Genomic DNA, 17,990 nt, shown 5'->3' with positions numbered 1-17,990 from the left:
CATTTGCGCACTCAGCGCATTCGAACATCGTCGGTGGTCGCATCTTTCATCGCCGACAGCGGTATCGCCCACTCGTCATGCGTTTTGTCCGCATTCCGTCACGCGTGGTGAGCCAGCAACTTTGCCAATTCTCTGAAATACGCCGACGCGCGGCCCGTATCGTAACGATATGTCACTAGGCCGACATGTCCGCCTATCGCATCCAATGTCGTCCCACTGTGCGCCGCTGGACCGTGCAATGCGTTTAGGTCTGGCGATTGTCCTATTGATTGGCCTCGTCGGTTGCACTAGCCGAGGAGACGGCAAATCGCCTGCGGCCGGCGGGGAGCTCTGGCTCACCGCCGCCGACGATCCTGGCCCGGATCCGTTCATGCCGTCGGTGGCTTCGCCGCAGTCGGGTAAACCGCTGCCGGGGCCGAATTTGACGCCACAAGGCAACGGCACCGACGTGGTCGCGCAGCAACAGCCTGGCGACAAGGCCGGACTCTACGGCGGGTCGCTGAACAACTCTTCATGCGACCGGGAAAAGATGATTTCGTTTCTCAAGACGCACGATGCCGAAGCTCGGGCGTTCGTGGCTGCACTCAATTCCGATGTGTCGTTGCGGTGGTCAAAAGGAACATCGGTTTCTGTCGATCAAATCGAGCCGTACATCCGTGAACTCACCCCGGCCTTCCTGCGGGTAGACACACGAGTCACCCTATACGGCTTTGACGGCACCAATCCGGTTCCGCTGCAATCGATTCTGCAGGCGGGCACCGCTATACTCCTCGATATCTACGGGGTTCCACGGGTGCGTGGTGCCGGCGGCAACCCGTTGACGGCACCCGTCGCACTCGACGTGAGGCCAACAGTGCGCGGCACGGCGTGGGCCGGTTACAACCCCGGGGTGATCGTCGTCGTGCAACCCGCCAAGGCTGTCATCACGGTGTTTGTGCTGTTCGATGTCTACACCGGTGTCACGTTTGACCGAATGGCCGGGACCAGCGGCGCGGACGCTCAGCGCAGCGGTCCCCCCGCCACCCAGCCCGGTGGCGAGAACACCACCTATGACGGCACTTATGTCTCGGTGAACTCGCCGTCGACAGCAACGGTGGTGGTTCGCAATGGCCGGATCATCAGTTTTGCAGAAGAGGCGGCCGCGGCTGGCAAATGCGAACTCGCCGTCAAAGCCGACTTCCTCATCGCACCACCAAACGGGGAATTTTCGGGGAATTACCAGGGTTCGGTGAGCTCTGGTCCATTTTGGTGCGTGCCCACCAATGGGACCATGTCCGGGCGGGTAGACGGCGCCCAAATGACCATGACTTACACCAACGCGGCGTCTGGGGCGTCGTTCGATCTGCAGTTGGTGCGCAAATAGCCGCTTTAGCATTCCGATCGGGCGGGGTCGTCGATCGCGCTTGGCTACTGTGAGGTGGTTGATCCTCTGAACGAGAGGGCGCTGGTGGAGGGCACAGCGTTCGGACGCTACCGGCTGGTGAGCCTGTTGGGTCGCGGTGGCATGGGCGAGGTGTGGCGTGCCTACGACACAGGCACCGACCGAGTGGTCGCCCTCAAGTTGCTCCCGATGAACTTCGCGCAGGATCCGAAGTTCTCGCAAAGGTTCCGCCGGGAAGCCCACGCCGCCGCCCGCTTGCAGCATCCGCATGCCGTGCCCATCCATGACTACGGCGAGATCGACGGAAACCTGTTTGTTGACATGGCCTTGATCGAGGGCCGCGACCTTGCTTCGGTGATCACCGCCGGGCCACTGCATCCGGTGCGGGCGGTGGCGGTCGTCGAGCAGATCGCCCGCGCGCTGCACGCCGCGCACAAGGTCGGCCTCGTGCATCGCGACGTCAAACCGTCCAACGTGCTTCTCGACGAGGACGATCACGCCTACTTGATCGACTTCGGCATCGCCCGTGCCACGGCCGACACCAAACTCACCGGCACCGGGGCCACCATCGGCACCTGGGCTTACATGGCCCCCGAGCGGTTCACCGCCGACGAGGCCACACCCGGCTGCGACATCTACGCGTTGGCCTGCGTCCTGCACGAATCCCTTACCGGTACCACGCCTTACCCGGGTGAGAGCTTGGAACGCCAAGTCGCCGGACATCTGACGTCGCCACCACCACGACCGTCCCTGGTGCGGCCCGGCCTACCTCCGGCATTCGACGATGTCGTTGCCACCGGCATGGCCAAAGATCCGCAACCGCGCTACGCCACCACCAAAGAACTGGCCACTGCCGCCCGCGCCGCCCTCACCGCGCCCGCGCAGCGAGTTCCCCGCACTTCGAGTGACCGACCCGCGCTTTCCCGAGCGGCCAACCCACCGACGGTGGCCACACCGGCCGCGCTCGGGCCGCGAGCGACCCGAACGAATCGCAGGGCATTCGTCGTCGCGGCTGCCACGATCCTGACCATCGCCGCCGCCCTGACAACCGTCCTGCTCATCGCCAGGAGCGGTCCCGCCGCCACGGGTTCGGTGTCGTTGCCGTTTTCCGGGCTGTACCGCCGCAGGGGCTGGCGGTCGAAGGTAGCGGCACCGTGGACGTCACCGATGTCTTCCACGACAGGGTGCAAGCGCTGACGACTTCCGACAAGGAGACCGTGCTGCCATTCACCGGATTGAAGTCTCCGCAAGGGCTGGCCGTCGACCATGACGGCGCCGTGTTGGTTGTCGATGCCGGCAATCGTCGGGTGCTCAAGCTGCCGGCCCGCTGATCGTCTTTCAGGGGATTGAGGTGAGCCACTGGGCGATCGCCTCGCCGATCTCGTGTGGGCTGTCCTCCTGGATGAAATGGCTGCCGGACACCGTGACCTCGGTGAGGTTGGCCCAGCCGCGGCAGAACGCACGCTGCGGACCGGTGAGAATTGCGCCAGGTTCAGCGTTGATGAACAGCTTCGGGAATTCGGTGCTGGGCAGCCACTCGGCGTAGGAGGAGACGATCTGATGAACGTCGGCAGGCTCGCCCGCTATCGGTATCTCGCGCGGCCAGGAGAGGGTGGGCCGGCGGTGTTCGGGCGCGACGAACGGGCGCCGGTACTCGTCGTGCTCGGAGGGCGCCAGGCTGCGCAGGATCGAACCCGGCAACACCGCTTCGACGAACAAGTTCTTGTCGATGACCATCTGCTCGCCCGCATCGGAGCGAAATCCCCGAAAGATTCCCGCGGCGGCTTCAGGCCATTCGTCCCACGTCACCGGCCGCACGATCGCTTCCATGAAAGCGATGCCGCCAACGCGATTACGGTGGCGATTGGCCCAATCAAAGCCCAGGGCGGAGCCCCAGTCGTGGATCACGAAGACGACATCATCGCCGAGGTCGAGCTGGTCAAGTAGTCCATCCAGGTAGTGGCGGTGCTGGACGAAGCGATAACTGTCTGCTCCGGTGTCGTCGAGTTTGTCCGAGTCGCCGTGACCGATGAGGTCGGGTGCGATGCAGCGGGCGCGATCGGAGACATGCGGGATGATGTTGCGCCACAAATACGACGACGTCGGGTTGCCATGGAGGAAGACGACCGAGCGGCCCCGTCCGCTTTCGTGGTAAGCCATTTGCTTGCCGTCGACTGCGCGGTAGCGCTTGGTGAGCGGGGCGGTACTGATCGCGGTCATCGTGGCCTCCAAGAGCGTCGGTATAACCGGCACGCTATGTGAACCCGGCAGCGGACGACAATGGGGCCACTGGCCCCGGTGTGGCTTCGCCGGTACACCTAGAAGTTCAAACCGGAGAACATGACGCGGCCGGGGTCATACTTCTGCCGCACGGCGCTCAGCTTCGATAGGTTGGGCCCGAAGTACCGCGACGCCGGTTGGTTCGCCTCGAGATAGTTGACGTAGCCGCCAACCGAATACGGTTGCACCGCTTGGTGTGCCGTGTTGAGCCAGCCGGTCGCCGTCGACGGAGAACCGGAGGTTTCGACGTACCACTGCACCAGCGCGGACTGCTTGCGCCACGGGAAGGCGGTTGCTCCCGGTGCCACAGTGGCCAGGGCACCGTCGAGTGCATGCATGATCGCCAATGCACGACCAGCCCCGCGGGGAAAGGCTTCGATTGCCGAGGCGATTCCCTTTGCGGTGCCCGCGTTGATGGTGGGCAGCACATCGGAGCCGCCGACATAGCCGAGCGGTGCGGGATTGAGGTTCCCGACGGCCAGATGCCTGACCAGGTCCAGGTAGTTGAACGTGTGGTTCTCGGTACCGAGCGGTTGCACTCCCACAGCCGTAGTGATGGCCGACGCCACGCTGCTGCCCGAACCGACCGGACAGGTCGCCAGGATTCGACAATGTGTACCCATCGGGTCGACGGTGGCGTCCGCCAAGGCCCAGCTGTTTCGGTCGGCGGTACGCAGCCATTGCTGCCAACCGAGCAGGACCTGAGCGAATGCCTGGGGCGGGAAATTCAGGTTCACGACGTCGAGATCCGTGCTGGCGAACGTGGCAAAGGTGAGCGATGTCGTCACCCCGAAGTTGCCGCCGCCACCGCCGCGCAACGCCCAGAACAAGTCGGGGTTGCTGGTAGCAGACGCGGTGACCGCCTGGCCGCTGGGCAGCACCACCGACGCAGACGTCAGGGCGTCACAAAGCAGGCCCGCGTGTCGCGAATTGGCGCCCAGGCCGCCGCCGAGGGCGTGACCGCCGGCACCGACGCTGGGGCAGGTCCCGGTCGGGATGCCCCGACCAGCCTCGGCCAGTGCCTGGTGCATGGCGTACAGGTCGGTTGCGGGCGCAACCGTAAGCTGCCCGGTCGCGGCATCAAGGTTGATTCCCCCCGGAAGTTGGCGCAGGTCAAGCACCATGGTTCCGTCCGCCGTGGACGCCCCCACATAGGAATGTCCACCGCTACGTGGGGCGACCTTGAGATTGTTGGCGGCAGCGAATGCCATCGCCCGTTGTACGTCCGCCTGCGACGTGGGGGTGACTATCGCCGCAGGCGTCAGGCCGTTGTAATTGGTGTTGAAAACCTGTTTAGCCGTTGCGAATTGGGGACCGTCGTCCGGTCGCAGCACCTTCCCACCCAGGGCGGACGAAAGGCCTTCCCACCCGGAAACGTTCGGCTCGGCGGTGGCGCGGACCGCGCCGAAAACGACCCCGGCCGCCAACGCGCCAGCGGCGCCCCGCAGGAATGCCTGGCGCGAGATCTCAGCGGCCAACGCCGGCCCCCCGCCGCCATGTGCCGGTCGGCGCGGGCCGGCACCATCGAACACTGTCGGTCGGTGCGGGCCGGCACCATCCCGCGATTTGCGTCATGCTCGGCATTGTCATCCACGAGAACCTCTGTGGCGCATGACGTGTCAAGCGCCAGCCGAAACGTGCCCGAACCGTTACCTCGGCCCGGCCGAACTACCGTTTACTGGGAGCGCGGATTCGGAGCCCCGTTGGGAGCACTGCCGGCGGCCGCCATGATCGGTCCGAACCCCACCGCTTGCATGCGGTTCATCATTTTCTTCGTTGACGGATGATGCTCCAGCAGGGCGTCGACCGCCTCCTCGGCGGTGTCGACTATCCGGACCAGCCGACGGAATTCCATGGGGGTCAACTTCTCGTTATCCACGAACAGTCCTTCAAGAACCGGCAGCACGGGTAGCTTCTCGGTCCAAAACTCCCTGCCGAAGAAAATCATCGGGGAGAACGCCTGATCGTTTCGGGGGTAATAGTTTTGCGCGGCGTTCTGGAAGACTTCCTGCAGTGTGCCCGACGCGCCGGGCGTGTAAACAATCCCATTGGCGGCCAGCGACAACAGAATGTCTTCGCGGATGCTGTTCTGGAAGTACTTCGCGACATGGGTGGCCAGCGGGGTGAGCGGTTCGCAGCCGTAGTACCAGGTGGGAACGGCGAGGCTACGCCCTCCGGTTTGGGTGAACGTTTGGGCGATCTCGAAGGCGGGTTTGGCCCAACTGTGCAACTGACACACGATCGCCGTATCGACCTCGCCGGTCTCTGATACCACCGACTCGCTGGCGGGCAGCGTCGGCCGGGACTTCAATTGCTTCAACGCGTCTGCCACATCTTGATCCGATGTCGGCGCGAGCAGTGCACCTAGATGGGTGGCTTCCATCGCGCCGGGCCCACCGCCGCTTGCCACCAGGCAGCCACATTGAGTGAGGGCCCGCGCGATGCGCATCACATCCACGTACTTCTCCGTGCCACGCGCCTCATCATGGCCACCCATGATGGCGACCGTCGGTGCGTCAACGCTGGCGAAGAACTTCGAGATGGCACGCATGATCGAGTGGTCGTGCAGTGCCTGCATCATCCCCGCGTACGGGTCGTTGGGACACGGGCCACCGTTAGCGGTGAAGTAGCGATAGGACTGAAAGTCCAAGGTCTCGGCGGCGCTAAGCGGACGGTCCGGATCGAAGCCGCTCATCAGCTCCATTGACGTGTATAACGAATTCCGCAGCGGCTGAAACGGAATTTCACGGTTCGACATACTCACTCCCGAGTGTGCAGAGCATCGCTAAGCACTGACGCGACCGTACTACTCCCGCAACGGACTCGCCGCGTTTCGGGGAACTCACCCCATGCACCGGCCATCCCCGGCGTTGGCGTCGGGGCAACCAGGCCCGCAGAAGCGCCGTCCTCAAGTTATTGGTGACTGACCGCAGGCGGGTCCCTGTTAGGGGGCACCCGAGGCAGCGAGCTATGCGCAGCGCACGCCGGTTAGGCCTGCGTGTGGCCCGCTACTGACCCGCGTTCTGGGCCAGGTCGATGGCGTACTGGCTGACGAATCGACCGGCCTGAGGCTCCCCGCGGCCGCATGATCCGTCGGATTCACCGGGCCGTTTGATCCACAAGTAGGCATCGGCGTGCGCGCCCGCGGTATCGGTGGTGGGCGGCACGCCCAGGGCACGGCCACCAGGGTTGCACCAGTTGAGCGGTGACTCCGGGGCCGGGCCGGCACCGTTGCGCCCCGTGTCGATCACGTAGTGCGAACCATTCGTCATGCCCGAAATCGCTTCGCCGTAACCGATTTCCTCATCGGTAGTGTAGAAGTTCGAGATGTTGAGGCTAAACCCCCGCGCGTGACCCACATCGACTTGGTTAAGTCTGGCGGCCATCTCCTGGGCGTTCACCCAGCGTGAGTGTCCCGCGTCGACGTACACGGCGGCGGCCTGATCGCGGGTCAACGTGTCCACAGCGTAGCGGACCAAGTCGAAGCGTTCCTGGCGCTGCTCGGCCGAAAGGCAGTCGGCCATGGCCAGGGCATCGGGCTCCACGATGATCGCCGCGGGCGATGCGCCCAAGCCAGCAGCGACGGCGTCGATCCACGCACGGTAGTCCGCGCCCGTCGCGAAGCCGCCCGAGGCGAAACTACCGCAGTCTCGATGCGGGATCCCGTAGAGCGTCAGGATCGGCATGGCACCGGCGGCCTGCGCGGCACCGGTGTATTTGGCAACCGTGCCACCGACGGTGCCCGCGGGGAACGCCTGGTCAAGCCAGTAGGACTGCGGCGTATTGGCGACGGCGGTCAGCTGGGAACTTGGCGGGTTGGCGTTGCGCGCGGCGACCATGGCGGCCGAACCGGGATCGACGTAGAAGGGCTGCCCGGCCAGTGGGTTCGACCCATCCACCAGGGTCATCGGCGGAGCCGGCACCACCTGCGCCAGGTCGGCGAAAAAACCCAGGTACGCAGCGGCCGCAACGGCCAGCAAGGGGGCGATCCGGCGCGCGACGGCACCAACGGCTGAGGACATCACCCCAGCAAGATAGTGCCCCAATTCAACAAATGCCAATTAACCGCCCCGGCCGTCATGGGCGCCCGCACCGACCAGGTCTTCGCCGCCGTTCGCTGGACGCAGTCCCGCTCTAGATGGCTGGGTTGAGCGTGTCTGAGTACGACGGGGGCATCAAGAAATTCAGGCCGGCGTACTGCTCGACGTCACGCCAGGCGGCCAACTGTTCGAAGAATTCGACGGCCGGTCCCGGGTAGATGCCTGCGCGCGGAGGTTGCTGGTCGACGTTGCCGTTGTTGTTGCGTCGCCCTGGTGTGCATCGCAGCTTGGTGGTCCGGGACCTCGCCGTACCGGACTCGATCAGCTTGACCCATTGCGCTTCGGTCTCGGGCTCGATCTCGCATGCCCGCGCTCCCCGCCGTCTGGTTTCGCAAACGATCTTCGCGATGTGGTCCGCGACCCCGCCCAACGTGTAGCTCATGTTGACCGACAGTGTGGCTTGACCGTCGACGGACGCGAGGTTGAAGAAAAGATTCGGAAACCCGCTGCTCAGCACGCCGTGCAGCGACAACATTCCGTCTGACCAACGCTGCTTCATCGAGACTCCGCGGCGACCGATGATATCGATGCCCGTCTTCTCGGGGTAGTTACCGATGCCCTCGAACCCCGTTGCGAAGACGATGCAATCCACGGGGAATTTCTGACCGTTGGCCACGACGCCAGCGTCATAGATCCGTTCGATCCCGCGTCCGTCGGTATTGATCAGCTCTACATTCGATCGGTTGAAAGCATCGAGGTACTCGTCGTGGAAGCAGGGGCTCTTACAGAGGTAGTGGTAGTACGGTTTGAGGGCCGCTGCGGTGGCTGAGTCTGTGATGGTGTTGTCGATGCGAGTCCAGATGCGCGCCATTTGCCGCAAGTCAGCCTCGTCACGCCGCTTCGCTGCTTCCGAATCCGCCATCGCAGCGAACTCCGGATTGAGCAGCGCCTTATACAGGTGCGTCCACCCGTCATCGACCAAATCCCGGTCTACCGGGTATCCGCTCACGATTCGGGCCAGATTGTGTATGCGCCGCCGCTGCCAGCCCGATTCCAAGGAAGCGACCCAGTCCGGGTCGGTGGGTCGGTTATTGCGGACATCGACCGCCGCGGGGGTACGTTGGAAAACCAGCAACTTCTTGGCGGAAGCGCCCAGAGGTGGAACGACTTGGACCGCCGTGGCACCGGTTCCCACCACCGCGACCACTTTGTCGTGCAGTTTCGAAAGGCGGCTGGTGGCATCGCCGCCGGTATAGGAGTAGTCCCAGCGGCTGGTGTGAAATGAATGGCCTTCGAATGACTCCAGGCCCTCAATGTCGGGCAAGATGGGGTTGCTGAACGCTCCGGTAGCCAGCACGACATATGACGTCGTGATTGCATCCCCCCGATCGGTCCGCACCGTCCAGGTGAAAGTCGTTTCATTCCATACCATCTGACGGACCCGTGTCTGAAACAGCGCCAGTTCGTAGAGAGCGAAATGGCGGGCGATCCGCTGGGCGTGCGCCCTGATTTCCGGTGAATGCGAATACTTTTCGACCGGCATGTAGCCGGTCTCTTCCAGTAGCGGAAGATAGCAGTAAGAGTCTGCGTCGCATTGGGCTCCTGGGTAGCGATTCCAATACCAGACCCCGCCCACATCGCCGGCGCTGTCGATGATGCGGACTCGACGCAAGCCCGCTTCTTTTAGTCGCACCGCCGTGAGCAGACCTCCGAAACCGCCACCTACGACTAATGCGTCGACCCGGTCGGCCAAAGGATTTCGGGCTATTGGTGGTGTATAGGGGTCGTCCAGGTAATGCTGGACAGTGCCCGACGCGGGAGTGATGTAGCCACGAGATACCGCCAGACGCTTATCTCGCTCTCGAAGGTACCTTTCCCGGATATCGTCATTTGGTGTTTCGAAATCAGTCGATTGGCGGGCATTGTGAAGCTCGACCATGACACCCCCTCTTGGCTCTTGTGACGTTGAATTCACCAGAGCGGTAGTTATTTTCGGCGTATCCGCGGGCCCCCGAATGATCCTGCCGTCGGAGTGCCTGAGAGCCCACGTCGACTTCACACAGCCAAGTCATGCGTGCTCGACAACGTAGCGGTTGTTGCTGCGCCTTCGGCTGGCCAGGTGATCATGAGCTCGCGCAGGTCGACCGAATGCAAGCCCTTTGCGCGTCGGGTCAGGTCGTCGAATGAGGTGGCGAGTTCCAAACCGGGAAAGCGTCGGACCAGTGTTCCGAAAAATATTGTCAGGAAAAGCCGAGCCAGCGCCGACGCCGGACAAGCGTGCGGTCCGTGTCCGAACGCAATGTGGGGATTCGGGTGGCGCCGGATATCGAAGTCTGCCGGTGCCTCGAACTGCCGCTCGTCGCGGTCGGCTGAGGTAATCGACGGGAAGACCGAGCTTCCGGCCGGAATGAGCGTGCCGTCGAGTTGGACGTCCGCGGTGGTAACCCGAAGGTGGTCGACCTCGACCGGGGCATTGAATCGCAATATCTCTTCCACCGCCATGGGTACCAGATCGGGATCCCGTACCAGCGCCTCATATTGATCTCGATGACGCAGCAGGGTCGCAAGTCCGTTGGTGATCTGGACGATGGGGGTGACGACCCCGGGGGTGACCAAACTAAGGATCATTCCCACCACCTCCGGGTCGGTCATCGATGGGTCGGACCGGTGGGCACTGGCGATCGTGCTGAGCAAGTCGTCAGCGGGTTCGGCCAGTTTGCGCTCTAGCAGTGCGCCAACCATATTGGACAGCTCCGACCATCTGCGCTCAATTTCGTCGTCAGTGATCTCGTCGATCGAGATGGCAGCGTCTAGATGACTTCTCAACTCGGCGACCACATCGGTTGTGACGCCCAGCAGTTCAGCCATTACCGCTACCGCGAAAGGGACGTTTACTGCTTGCATGAAGTCGATTGGCGGGCGCGAAGCGGCCATTTGCTCAAGGCAGTCATCGACAATGCGTTGCAGGGCCGGCCGCAGTCTTTCGATGAATCCGGCGTTGAGGCCGCGGCCGAGAAGCTTTCTTGCGACGGTGTGTTCGGGTGGGTCGATGCTGAGCAGGCTCCGGCACAACTGCACGAACGGGACAAAGTGCGGGGCCTCAGGGCGAGCGGCAGCGGCACAGCTGAACCGGGAGTCAGCTAGCAATTGCTTGACGTGCTCGTAGCGGGTCACTAACCACGCCGGGTGTCCGGACGGCAGTTCGATCTGTGCGACCGGACAGCTACGCCTGAGCTCGCCGAGCACTGGTGACGGCTCGGTCGGGACCGGACGGGCAAACGGAAAGCGGGGGACCTCATCAGCTGGCGTGGTCACTGTTCTCCTCCATATGGTTGGGTTTGGTACCGCTGATAGAACAGGTCGGTCTCGGACTCGAGAAAGTGTGGCCGAACCTCGATCCGAGGACTGCCGTGCGCGATGACAGTGGCTGCGGGAAGCTGGATTTGACGCCAACCGAGCTGGACGAGCGTCGCAATTGAGGTGCCAAACGCGATCGCTTTGACCTGGCCGATGATCGCCGCGGAAGCGCACATCGGGCAGGGTTCCGCCGTGGACAACAGGATATGGTTTGACAGGTCCGAATCACTCTGCGCCGCAGCTCGGAGTACATTCATCTCGGCGTGCGCAAACGGGTCGTGGTCCTCGCGGGTCGTGTTAGGACGGCAATATGCGACGCGTCGGCGTGTGATGTCGAACAGGGCCGCGCCAAAGGGGCGCCGTGCTCGCATCGCCACCTCGAGAGCTTGCCGCATGGCGGATTCGAGCAGTTCATCCGAGATGTCGTCGACGCGGTCAAGTTTCGTGCTAGCGAACTGGTCGCTGTCGTTCTTCATGCGCCAGGACGCCTCAGTAGGTCGGCAGCGATGGGTCAATTGCCTTGATCCAAGCCAATATTCCGCCCTCCAGATGTAAGACGTTGCTGTACCCAGCCGCCTTCAGCTTTCCCAGTGCCTCGGCTGAGCGAATGCCGGTCTTGCAATACAGCACGGTCTTCTTGTCTCTGGGTATCCGCGGTAGCGCGGAGCCCGACACGATCTCCCCCTTGGGGATCAAGACGCTGCCCGGAATGTGAACAATGGCAGACTCGGTGGCCTCCCTGACGTCCAGGAGAAGAAAGTCATCGCCGGCGTCCTGCCAGTCGTGCAGCTGTTGGCTGGTAACGATCGATGCCGCGTCAGTGCTTGCCGGTGCCGTTCCGCAGAACGCGTCGTAGTCGACAAGCTGGGTGATACTGGGGTTGTCGCCGCATAGGACGCAGTTGGGGTCCTTGCGGAAATCGATGGTGTGGAAGGACATTGCGAGCGCGTCGTACAGCATCAAGCGACCGATCAGCGGTTTGCCGATCCCGATGAGGAGTTTGATCGCCTCCGTCACCTGGATCGAGGCGATGCTGGCACACAGGACGCCTAGAACTCCTCCTTCAGCGCACGATGGCACCGTCCCCGGCGCCGGCGGCTCCGGATATAGGCATCGGTAGCAGGGGCCGTGCTCCGCCCAGAAGACGCTTGCTTGTCCATCGAACCGGTAGATCGAACCCCAGACATAGGGTTTGCCGGCGAGCACCGCTGCGTCGTTGATGAGGTAGCGGGTCGCGAAATTATCGGTGCCGTCTACGATCAGATCGTATTCCCGAAAGAGTTGCACCGCATTTTCGTTGTCAAGCGCGGAATTATGGACAATAACCTCGGAGAGTGGGTTGATCTCGCGGAGCGTCGCCGCGGCGGATTCAACCTTCGGCCGACCGATATCGGAATGCCCATGGATGATTTGGCGTTGTAGATTGGATTCCTCGACGATGTCAAAATCGACGATGCCTAACGTGCCGATACCGGCCGCCGCCAGATACATGAGCGCAGGCGAACCCAAGCCACCGGCACCGACACACAACACCCGTGCGTTCTTCAGTCGCTGCTGCCCGGCCATACCGACGTCCGGAATGGTCAAATGCCTTCCATAACGCCTTATTTCAGCGTTGCCCAATGCGGCTGCTGGCTTGACTAGCGAGGACGGAGCCATTTGTCATTCCTTCCTGAGGTGAATCGCCTATTTCACGCGGGCACTCGAATTGTTTGTGGTCGCATTAGCGATCCAAGCCTGGGCGTACTAGGGCGGTGAGGGAGGCGCCGAGCAATAGGGAATTCGCGAAAAACACCGCGGTGATTCCGTAGGGGCCGGCAACTGTCCCGACGAGGATTGGAATAGTGGTCTGCACCAGCCTGTTTGCCGAAGTGCGGAGGCCGAGAGCCTGGCCCTGCATGGGTCGCGGCACAAGAGAAACTACCCACGACATAGTCAGCGGCTGCGGGATACCGAGTACCACTCCGAGTGCAGCCATGACGACGATCGCTCCCTCCGACCTGACAAACGGCAGGAAGGCGATGGCCAGCGCCGCCGTGCCGATCGAGACGCGCAGCAGTACGGTCGGACCGAATCGTTTGACCAAGCGGGCGAGCTCGATTCGTGTCGCTATCGAAATCGCGGCGCGGAGCGCAAATAACCATCCCACCGTGGTGGCCGCGATGTTGCGCTCGGTTGCCCAGGCCGGGACGAATGCATACATCAGATCGACGGTGGTCAGCACCACGGCACTGATCGCGATGGATTTCGCCATGCCAGGCAGCCGAAACAGCCGCAGCGCGATGCCGGCATCGCCCGAGTCGAATTCCTTGGGCCCGCTGCCCCGATGACGCCACATCCACAACGCCGTCGGCAGCGCCGACAAGCCAAAGATCCCGGCCGCGATGATCCCGGCGTCGGTATTGACTTCATGGGCCGATGTGGTGATCGCCGGCATTGAAGCCAAGGCGGTGATCACCAACGGCCCAATGAGCTGTCCGGTCGACGCCGCCGCGGTCACGGTACCGAAGGCGCCGTCTCGGGTTGTCTGGACTGACCAATGCGCGACGTAGGTCTGTTGTCCCACCATGATCATCAGATACCCCAGTCCGACGATCGCGGCCGCAGCTGGCAGCAACCACCGTCCATGTGAGAGCAGGACGATGCATTCGCCCGCACTCGCGACCGGAACACCGAATACCACCACGGCGGCACCGCCGAATCGGTCGGCGAGCCGGCCAACAAGAATCGCCGCGAACAATGCCGGCGTGACGAACGAAGCGGCAATAACGCCCAGAAACGCGGCGTCTGCTCCGTCGGCGAGAGCACGATATCCGATCATCAAGCGGATCGCTGCCCAGGCCGCGTGGGCCAGCACGGTCTGCGCCACCACGGCCCGGGTTTCGTTGCGGTCCACGGTCAGGACCGCGTTTCGTCTGTTCCCGCGGTGGGCACTCGGCCACGCCGTCCTGCCAAATGGAGCGCCAGTTCAACGGCCTCGGCTGGGCTGTGAGCCACTGGAACTGCCATCGCCGCAACATCACTCGGGTCCAGACGGGCCAATGAGGCGCCAACAACCAGTACGGATCCGATCCCTGCCGCAGTTGCCGCAGCGATGTCGTCCTGTGTGTCGCCGATCAGCACAACGCGGTCGGGGCTCAGCCGATTGCGGTGCAGGAGGTCCCCGATTCTGTCTTCCTTGTTTTGGCAATCTTCGCTGCGGCCCCATACTTCGTCGAAGAAGCCGGTCAAGCGATGCCGTCGAATGATCTCGAGAAGGTCGCCGTGTGGCCACTGCGACAGCAGCGCTTGCCCTTGGGCTTGTGCCCTGCCACGGACAAGTGCTTGGTGCACGTCCGGGACCAGGGCGCCCCTAGACAGTTCGCCTTGGTAGATGTTGTGAAAGTCGCGCTCCAACCGCCCCCAGTCCTGGGAGCTCAGTTTGCCGCCTATCAGGCGTTCGAATAGCGCGCGCAATGGGCGAGTGAATTTCGCGACGATTTCGGCCGATGAGGGTTCGCCGTATCCCCACTGTTGTAGGGTCGCAGCGATGGACTGAAAGAGCAGGCTCCGGTCATCGAAAAGCGTGCCATTCCAGTCCCATACAAGATAGAGGCCGCCATTGGTCGCACTCACACCGGTAGGCGCCGAGCGAACATGCTGCGAACGGACTCGCCATCTTGGGCACGGTCGAATTGCTGAAGCACCTCGAAGCCGTCCGGCAAAAGACTGGCGGGCTCCCCCGGCGCGAGGCACCACTCGGCACGGACGTGCGTTGAAGGGGGATCGGTGAGTGCGGGCGCTTCCCAACGCAGGATCCCTCCTGGACGGACAGCGCCGCAGGCCCTAGCGAACACCGTTGCACTCCAGAAGAAGCGGCACATTACGACCGCATAGTTGGCACCATCGGGCGCCCACTGGTGGAGATCCGCATGAAGTAGCGTCAGTCGTTCGGCGATGCCACGCCGTCCGGCTTCCTCGCTCAGTTGACGAAGCGCCGTGTCCGACACATCGATCACAGTGACGTTTCTGCCCAACTCTGCCAGTGCCAACGCGGTACCCGAGCGGCCACCGGCCAACTCCAGGGCGGCGCCGTCTGGCGGCAGGTGCGACAGGATCTGTGCGACCGCCGAACCGGAGGCAAACGTGGTGTCGGTCCGTGCATACTTTTCGTTCCACTTGAGCCGATGGGGATGGTCGACAAGCCCGGGACTAACCGCAATGCTCATGGACGGGTCCCGATCCATTCAGCCCCATCTGGGGAGAATTCCTTCTTCCAGATCGGTGTTTCCTCCTTGAGGTATTCGATGCACATCCGGGCGGCCTGGAACGCCTCGGCACGATGCGGGGCAGCGGCCGCGATGATCACCGCTGAGTCGCCGATCTGCAGGTCTCCCGTACGGTGCGCGACGGCGACTTGCACGCCCTCACCGATGGCCTCGCATCTCTCAATGATCGATTCCAAGGTGCGATACACCATGGCGGGATAGGCCTCGTAGTGTAGGTGGGTGACCGAGTGTCCCTGGTTGTGGTCTCGTACGTTGCCGATGAACACCACGACTCCGCCTTGCCCCGGTGCCGTTACCGCGGCTAGTAATTCGTCGACGCTCAACGGCTGATCGGTCAGGCGGCAGTAGCGATCCGAGCCGCCGGCGACCTGCGGAATGAAGGCAACGGTATCCCCGTCAGCCAGCACCGTTGAGCACCGCACGATGGATTCGTTTACCGCCATCTGTACGCGATTGCGATACCGGTCCAACGCTGGATAGCGATCGACAAGGCCCGCAACCAGATCGTCGACGGTGGCACCGACGGGTACCTCAACCTTGTCCTCGCGCACATTGTCGCAGCACTCACGGATCAACCCGAAATACAGCACTCTGACCGACATCTGTGTCATCTGACCAACTTTCGCTAGGTGAGAGTCATGCGTGGCGGATAAAATGGCCCGACCGGCCACCGAACTTCTCTTCTAGGCGGATATCGGAGATCACCATCTCCCGATCGACCGCCTTGCACATGTCGTAGACCGTCAGTGCGGCGACCGATACCGCGGTCAAGGCTTCCATCTCAACTCCGGTACGCCCGGTGGTCGTCACCGTCGCGGTGATCAGCAGTCGATCGGTTCCGGCCGGGGTGAGCTCCACGGTGACAGCGTCCATGCCCAGTGGATGGCACAGTGGGATCAGCTCGCCGGTCCGTTTGGCGGCCATGATCCCGGCCAGCCGCGCGGCGGCGAACACGTCGCCCTTCTTCGCCGCCCCATCGGTGATCATCTCAAGTGTCTTCGGGTTCATGATCACTGCGCCCGAGGCGCGAGCTTGCCGGCGGGTGACGTCCTTAGCCGACACGTCGACCATTCGAGCCGCGCCGTGCTCATCAAGATGTGTCAACATCGCCTGGCTGTCCGTCATGAGCTCACCGCCGCCGTCAGCTCGTCATACGCCGACCCGATCGATGCCGCGAGATCGAAATCCAGCTTCGTCAAGCAGTTCATCTTGTGCGTCCAGATCACAACCGAAACTCGCCTCTTGTCTATTACCCAGAAGTTCGGGTGATGGTTGAGATCCTCAGCAATCTGTGCAAGCTGATTGACAAATCCGACCGATTCCGCGAAGTTCCGGCATCGAAACGTCCGCTCCAAGCGGCCATTCCGTAGATCCCAGTCGCACAGTGCGCCTAGCCGGACCGCCACCTCCTCCGTCGTCAACGCCGACAGCTGCCCGTCGCACACCGCATGGTTCCTGCTGTCGGCATGCCCGGCCGATCGACTAACGTTCATGACACTCCCACCATCCTCGCGGCAATCCGTCGGTGCATTGTCACCTCGCCGCTATACTTCTAACGGAAACCATCAATATGCCAATGAATCTCACGCCTAACCGCCCCGAGTGTGCATCTCCAGATGAGGGTCTCGCTTGAGCTTTTCGATGCTGACAAACACCGCGCGATCCCGCTGGGCCAGCCGGTTCTCCGCGCCGCGATCCGCGCGCCTGCGCCAGCCATCGGTGATGATGTTAACGAGTTCGGCATCAGATACACCAGACCGCAACGGATCTCGAAGGTTTGTCCCGCCCAGGGCGTATAGGCAGTGCAGCCACATCCCATCGGCAGTTAGCCGAGACCGATCGCAGGTGGCGCAGAACGGTTCGGTGGTAGAGGCGATGATGCCAAACGTCGTGCCATCAGGCAGCGCATAGCGGTTGGCCGGCGCGGCGTCATACTTCGGAAGCGGTTCGACCTTCCCGTACCGCCGACCAATCGTGGAGAGCATCTCGCCTTTGGGAAAGACTTTGTTTTTAGACCAGTGGGTGGCGCCACCGACGTCCATGTATTCGATAAATCGAATCTCTGCGGGAACCGATCGCGCAAACTCGATCAGATCGAGAATCTCATCATCGTTCACCCCGCGCATCACCACGGTGTCCAGCTTGGTATCGGTGAACCCCGCGGCGGGCACCGACCGAATGCCGGCAATCACCCTTTCCAGATGGCGTCGCCGACTTAGTTCGAAGAACCGCTCTGGGCGTAGTGTGTCCAGACTAATCGAGACACGCTGCAGTCCAGCCTCTTTCAATACGGCTGCTTTGGCCTCCAGCAGCACACCGTTGGTGGTGATTGCCAGATCCCTAAGACCCGGTGATCCGCCCAGCTTGGCCGCCAGCACTCGCACGATCTCCGGCAAATCAGGGCGGATCAGGGGTTCACCGCCGGTCAACCTCACCTTTGTGGCGCCGACCGCCATGAAGGCATCGACAATTCGACTGATCTCGTCGATCGTGAGCAGATTCTGCTTGGGCAGCCAGGTGTAGTCCTCCCCCGGCATACAGTACTGACATCGCAAATTGCATTGATCAATCACCGACAACCGCAGATCACACACCGGACGACCGAGCACATCTTTCACAGGCGTGCGAACAGCGGACGGAATAGCCATTAGAGGCTCCTTGGGA

General features: G+C 62.6%; 17 protein-coding genes and 1 pseudogene. 3 read left to right on the top strand and 15 right to left on the bottom strand.

Features of this window, described 5'->3' with window-relative positions; genetic code table 11:
- The first annotated feature begins 238 nt into the window (after positions 1 to 238).
- The 3 genes and pseudogenes from MB901379_RS00485 to MB901379_RS00475 all read left to right on the top strand — a co-directional run bounded on the left by MB901379_RS00485 (position 239) and on the right by MB901379_RS00475 (position 2,712).
- Positions 239 to 1,363: a DUF6777 domain-containing protein gene (locus tag MB901379_RS00485; protein ID WP_158014819.1), complete on the top strand. Its 1,125-nt coding sequence runs from the start codon at positions 239 to 241 to the stop codon at positions 1,361 to 1,363.
- An 84-nt stretch (positions 1,364 to 1,447) separates the two neighbouring features.
- A pseudogene (locus MB901379_RS00480) lies at positions 1,448 to 2,275 on the top strand (serine/threonine-protein kinase); the annotation flags it as partial.
- Positions 2,276 to 2,535: 260 nt separating this feature from the next.
- On the top strand, positions 2,536 to 2,712 hold the full coding sequence (locus tag MB901379_RS00475; protein WP_158014817.1) for an NHL repeat-containing protein: 177 nt from the start codon (positions 2,536 to 2,538) through the stop codon (positions 2,710 to 2,712).
- 7 nt (positions 2,713 to 2,719) lie between these two features.
- Here MB901379_RS00475 and MB901379_RS00470 read toward each other — a convergent pair whose 3' ends face one another.
- From MB901379_RS00470 to moaA, 15 genes are all read right to left on the bottom strand, one after another.
- A complete protein-coding gene (locus MB901379_RS00470; RefSeq protein ID WP_158014816.1) occupies positions 2,720 to 3,601 on the bottom strand; it encodes a haloalkane dehalogenase in 882 nt (293 codons plus the stop codon).
- 98 nt (positions 3,602 to 3,699) lie between these two features.
- Positions 3,700 to 5,139, bottom strand: coding sequence for an FAD-binding oxidoreductase (locus MB901379_RS00465; protein WP_158018853.1), 1,440 nt, complete (start codon positions 5,137 to 5,139; stop codon positions 3,700 to 3,702).
- Positions 5,140 to 5,336: 197 nt separating this feature from the next.
- The gene (locus MB901379_RS00460) at positions 5,337 to 6,419 is read right to left on the bottom strand and encodes an LOG family protein (protein ID WP_158014815.1); all 1,083 of its coding nucleotides are present in this window, start codon (positions 6,417 to 6,419) and stop codon (positions 5,337 to 5,339) included.
- Positions 6,420 to 6,669: 250 nt separating this feature from the next.
- The gene (locus tag MB901379_RS00455; protein WP_158014814.1) at positions 6,670 to 7,683 is read right to left on the bottom strand and encodes a glycoside hydrolase family 6 protein; all 1,014 of its coding nucleotides are present in this window, start codon (positions 7,681 to 7,683) and stop codon (positions 6,670 to 6,672) included.
- A gap of 112 nt (positions 7,684 to 7,795) precedes the next feature.
- Positions 7,796 to 9,640: a flavin-containing monooxygenase gene (locus MB901379_RS00450; RefSeq protein ID WP_158014813.1), complete on the bottom strand. Its 1,845-nt coding sequence runs from the start codon at positions 9,638 to 9,640 to the stop codon at positions 7,796 to 7,798.
- A gap of 116 nt (positions 9,641 to 9,756) precedes the next feature.
- Entirely contained in the window at positions 9,757 to 11,016 is a 1,260-nt protein-coding gene (locus MB901379_RS00445) for a cytochrome P450 (RefSeq protein ID WP_158014812.1), read from the bottom strand.
- Entirely contained in the window at positions 11,013 to 11,534 is a 522-nt protein-coding gene (locus MB901379_RS00440) for a nucleoside deaminase (RefSeq protein WP_158014811.1), read from the bottom strand. The genes MB901379_RS00445 and MB901379_RS00440 overlap by 4 nt, the downstream gene beginning before the upstream one ends.
- Before the next feature lie 13 nt (positions 11,535 to 11,547).
- Positions 11,548 to 12,717 (bottom strand): molybdopterin-synthase adenylyltransferase MoeB, encoded by a 1,170-nt coding sequence (gene moeB / locus MB901379_RS00435; RefSeq protein ID WP_158014810.1) that lies wholly within the window; start codon positions 12,715 to 12,717, stop codon positions 11,548 to 11,550.
- 64 nt (positions 12,718 to 12,781) lie between these two features.
- Positions 12,782 to 13,954, bottom strand: coding sequence for an MFS transporter (locus MB901379_RS00430; RefSeq protein ID WP_158014809.1), 1,173 nt, complete (start codon positions 13,952 to 13,954; stop codon positions 12,782 to 12,784).
- Between the two features lie 2 nt (positions 13,955 to 13,956).
- Complete coding sequence (locus tag MB901379_RS00425) at positions 13,957 to 14,673, bottom strand: HAD family hydrolase (protein ID WP_158014808.1); 717 nt, start codon at positions 14,671 to 14,673, stop codon at positions 13,957 to 13,959.
- Entirely contained in the window at positions 14,670 to 15,266 is a 597-nt protein-coding gene (locus MB901379_RS00420) for a class I SAM-dependent methyltransferase (protein WP_158014807.1), read from the bottom strand. Before MB901379_RS00420 ends, MB901379_RS00425 begins: the two co-directional genes overlap by 4 nt.
- Positions 15,263 to 15,928 (bottom strand): molybdenum cofactor biosynthesis protein, encoded by a 666-nt coding sequence (locus tag MB901379_RS00415; RefSeq protein ID WP_158018852.1) that lies wholly within the window; start codon positions 15,926 to 15,928, stop codon positions 15,263 to 15,265. The genes MB901379_RS00420 and MB901379_RS00415 overlap by 4 nt, the downstream gene beginning before the upstream one ends.
- A 34-nt stretch (positions 15,929 to 15,962) precedes the next feature.
- Positions 15,963 to 16,451 (bottom strand): cyclic pyranopterin monophosphate synthase MoaC, encoded by a 489-nt coding sequence (moaC, locus tag MB901379_RS00410; protein ID WP_232021953.1) that lies wholly within the window; start codon positions 16,449 to 16,451, stop codon positions 15,963 to 15,965.
- Positions 16,448 to 16,819, bottom strand: coding sequence for a 4a-hydroxytetrahydrobiopterin dehydratase (locus MB901379_RS00405; protein WP_158014806.1), 372 nt, complete (start codon positions 16,817 to 16,819; stop codon positions 16,448 to 16,450). Before MB901379_RS00405 ends, moaC begins: the two co-directional genes overlap by 4 nt.
- A gap of 96 nt (positions 16,820 to 16,915) precedes the next feature.
- Positions 16,916 to 17,974 carry a GTP 3',8-cyclase MoaA gene (moaA, locus tag MB901379_RS00400; RefSeq protein WP_158014805.1) on the bottom strand — a complete coding sequence of 353 codons (1,059 nt, stop codon included), beginning with the start codon at positions 17,972 to 17,974 and terminating at the stop codon, positions 16,916 to 16,918.
- Positions 17,975 to 17,990: the final 16 nt, after the last annotated feature.

Source organism: Mycobacterium basiliense, assembly GCF_900292015.1.
GTDB classification, from domain to species: Bacteria; Actinomycetota; Actinomycetes; order Mycobacteriales; family Mycobacteriaceae; genus Mycobacterium; species Mycobacterium basiliense.
The sequence above is the reverse complement of the archived record's forward strand: the minus strand, read 5'-3'. Positions and strand labels throughout refer to the sequence as shown.

Excerpts from the sequence above, each read along its gene's own strand:
- MB901379_RS00485 (WP_158014819.1), top strand. The coding sequence starts at position 239 with ATGCGTTTAGGTCTGGCGATTGTCCTATTGATTGGCCTCGTCGGTTGC.
- MB901379_RS00470 (WP_158014816.1), bottom strand. The coding sequence starts at position 3,601 with ATGACCGCGATCAGTACCGCCCCGCTCACCAAGCGCTACCGCGCAGTC.
- MB901379_RS00460 (WP_158014815.1), bottom strand. The coding sequence starts at position 6,419 with ATGTCGAACCGTGAAATTCCGTTTCAGCCGCTGCGGAATTCGTTATAC.
- MB901379_RS00455 (WP_158014814.1), bottom strand. The coding sequence starts at position 7,683 with ATGTCCTCAGCCGTTGGTGCCGTCGCGCGCCGGATCGCCCCCTTGCTG.
- MB901379_RS00450 (WP_158014813.1), bottom strand. The coding sequence starts at position 9,640 with ATGGTCGAGCTTCACAATGCCCGCCAATCGACTGATTTCGAAACACCA.
- MB901379_RS00440 (WP_158014811.1), bottom strand. The coding sequence starts at position 11,534 with ATGAAGAACGACAGCGACCAGTTCGCTAGCACGAAACTTGACCGCGTC.
- moeB (WP_158014810.1), bottom strand. The coding sequence starts at position 12,717 with ATGGCTCCGTCCTCGCTAGTCAAGCCAGCAGCCGCATTGGGCAACGCT.
- MB901379_RS00420 (WP_158014807.1), bottom strand. The coding sequence starts at position 15,266 with ATGAGCATTGCGGTTAGTCCCGGGCTTGTCGACCATCCCCATCGGCTC.
- MB901379_RS00415 (WP_158018852.1), bottom strand. The coding sequence starts at position 15,928 with ATGTCGGTCAGAGTGCTGTATTTCGGGTTGATCCGTGAGTGCTGCGAC.
- moaC (WP_232021953.1), bottom strand. The coding sequence starts at position 16,451 with ATGACGGACAGCCAGGCGATGTTGACACATCTTGATGAGCACGGCGCG.
- MB901379_RS00405 (WP_158014806.1), bottom strand. The coding sequence starts at position 16,819 with ATGAACGTTAGTCGATCGGCCGGGCATGCCGACAGCAGGAACCATGCG.
- moaA (WP_158014805.1), bottom strand. The coding sequence starts at position 17,974 with ATGGCTATTCCGTCCGCTGTTCGCACGCCTGTGAAAGATGTGCTCGGT.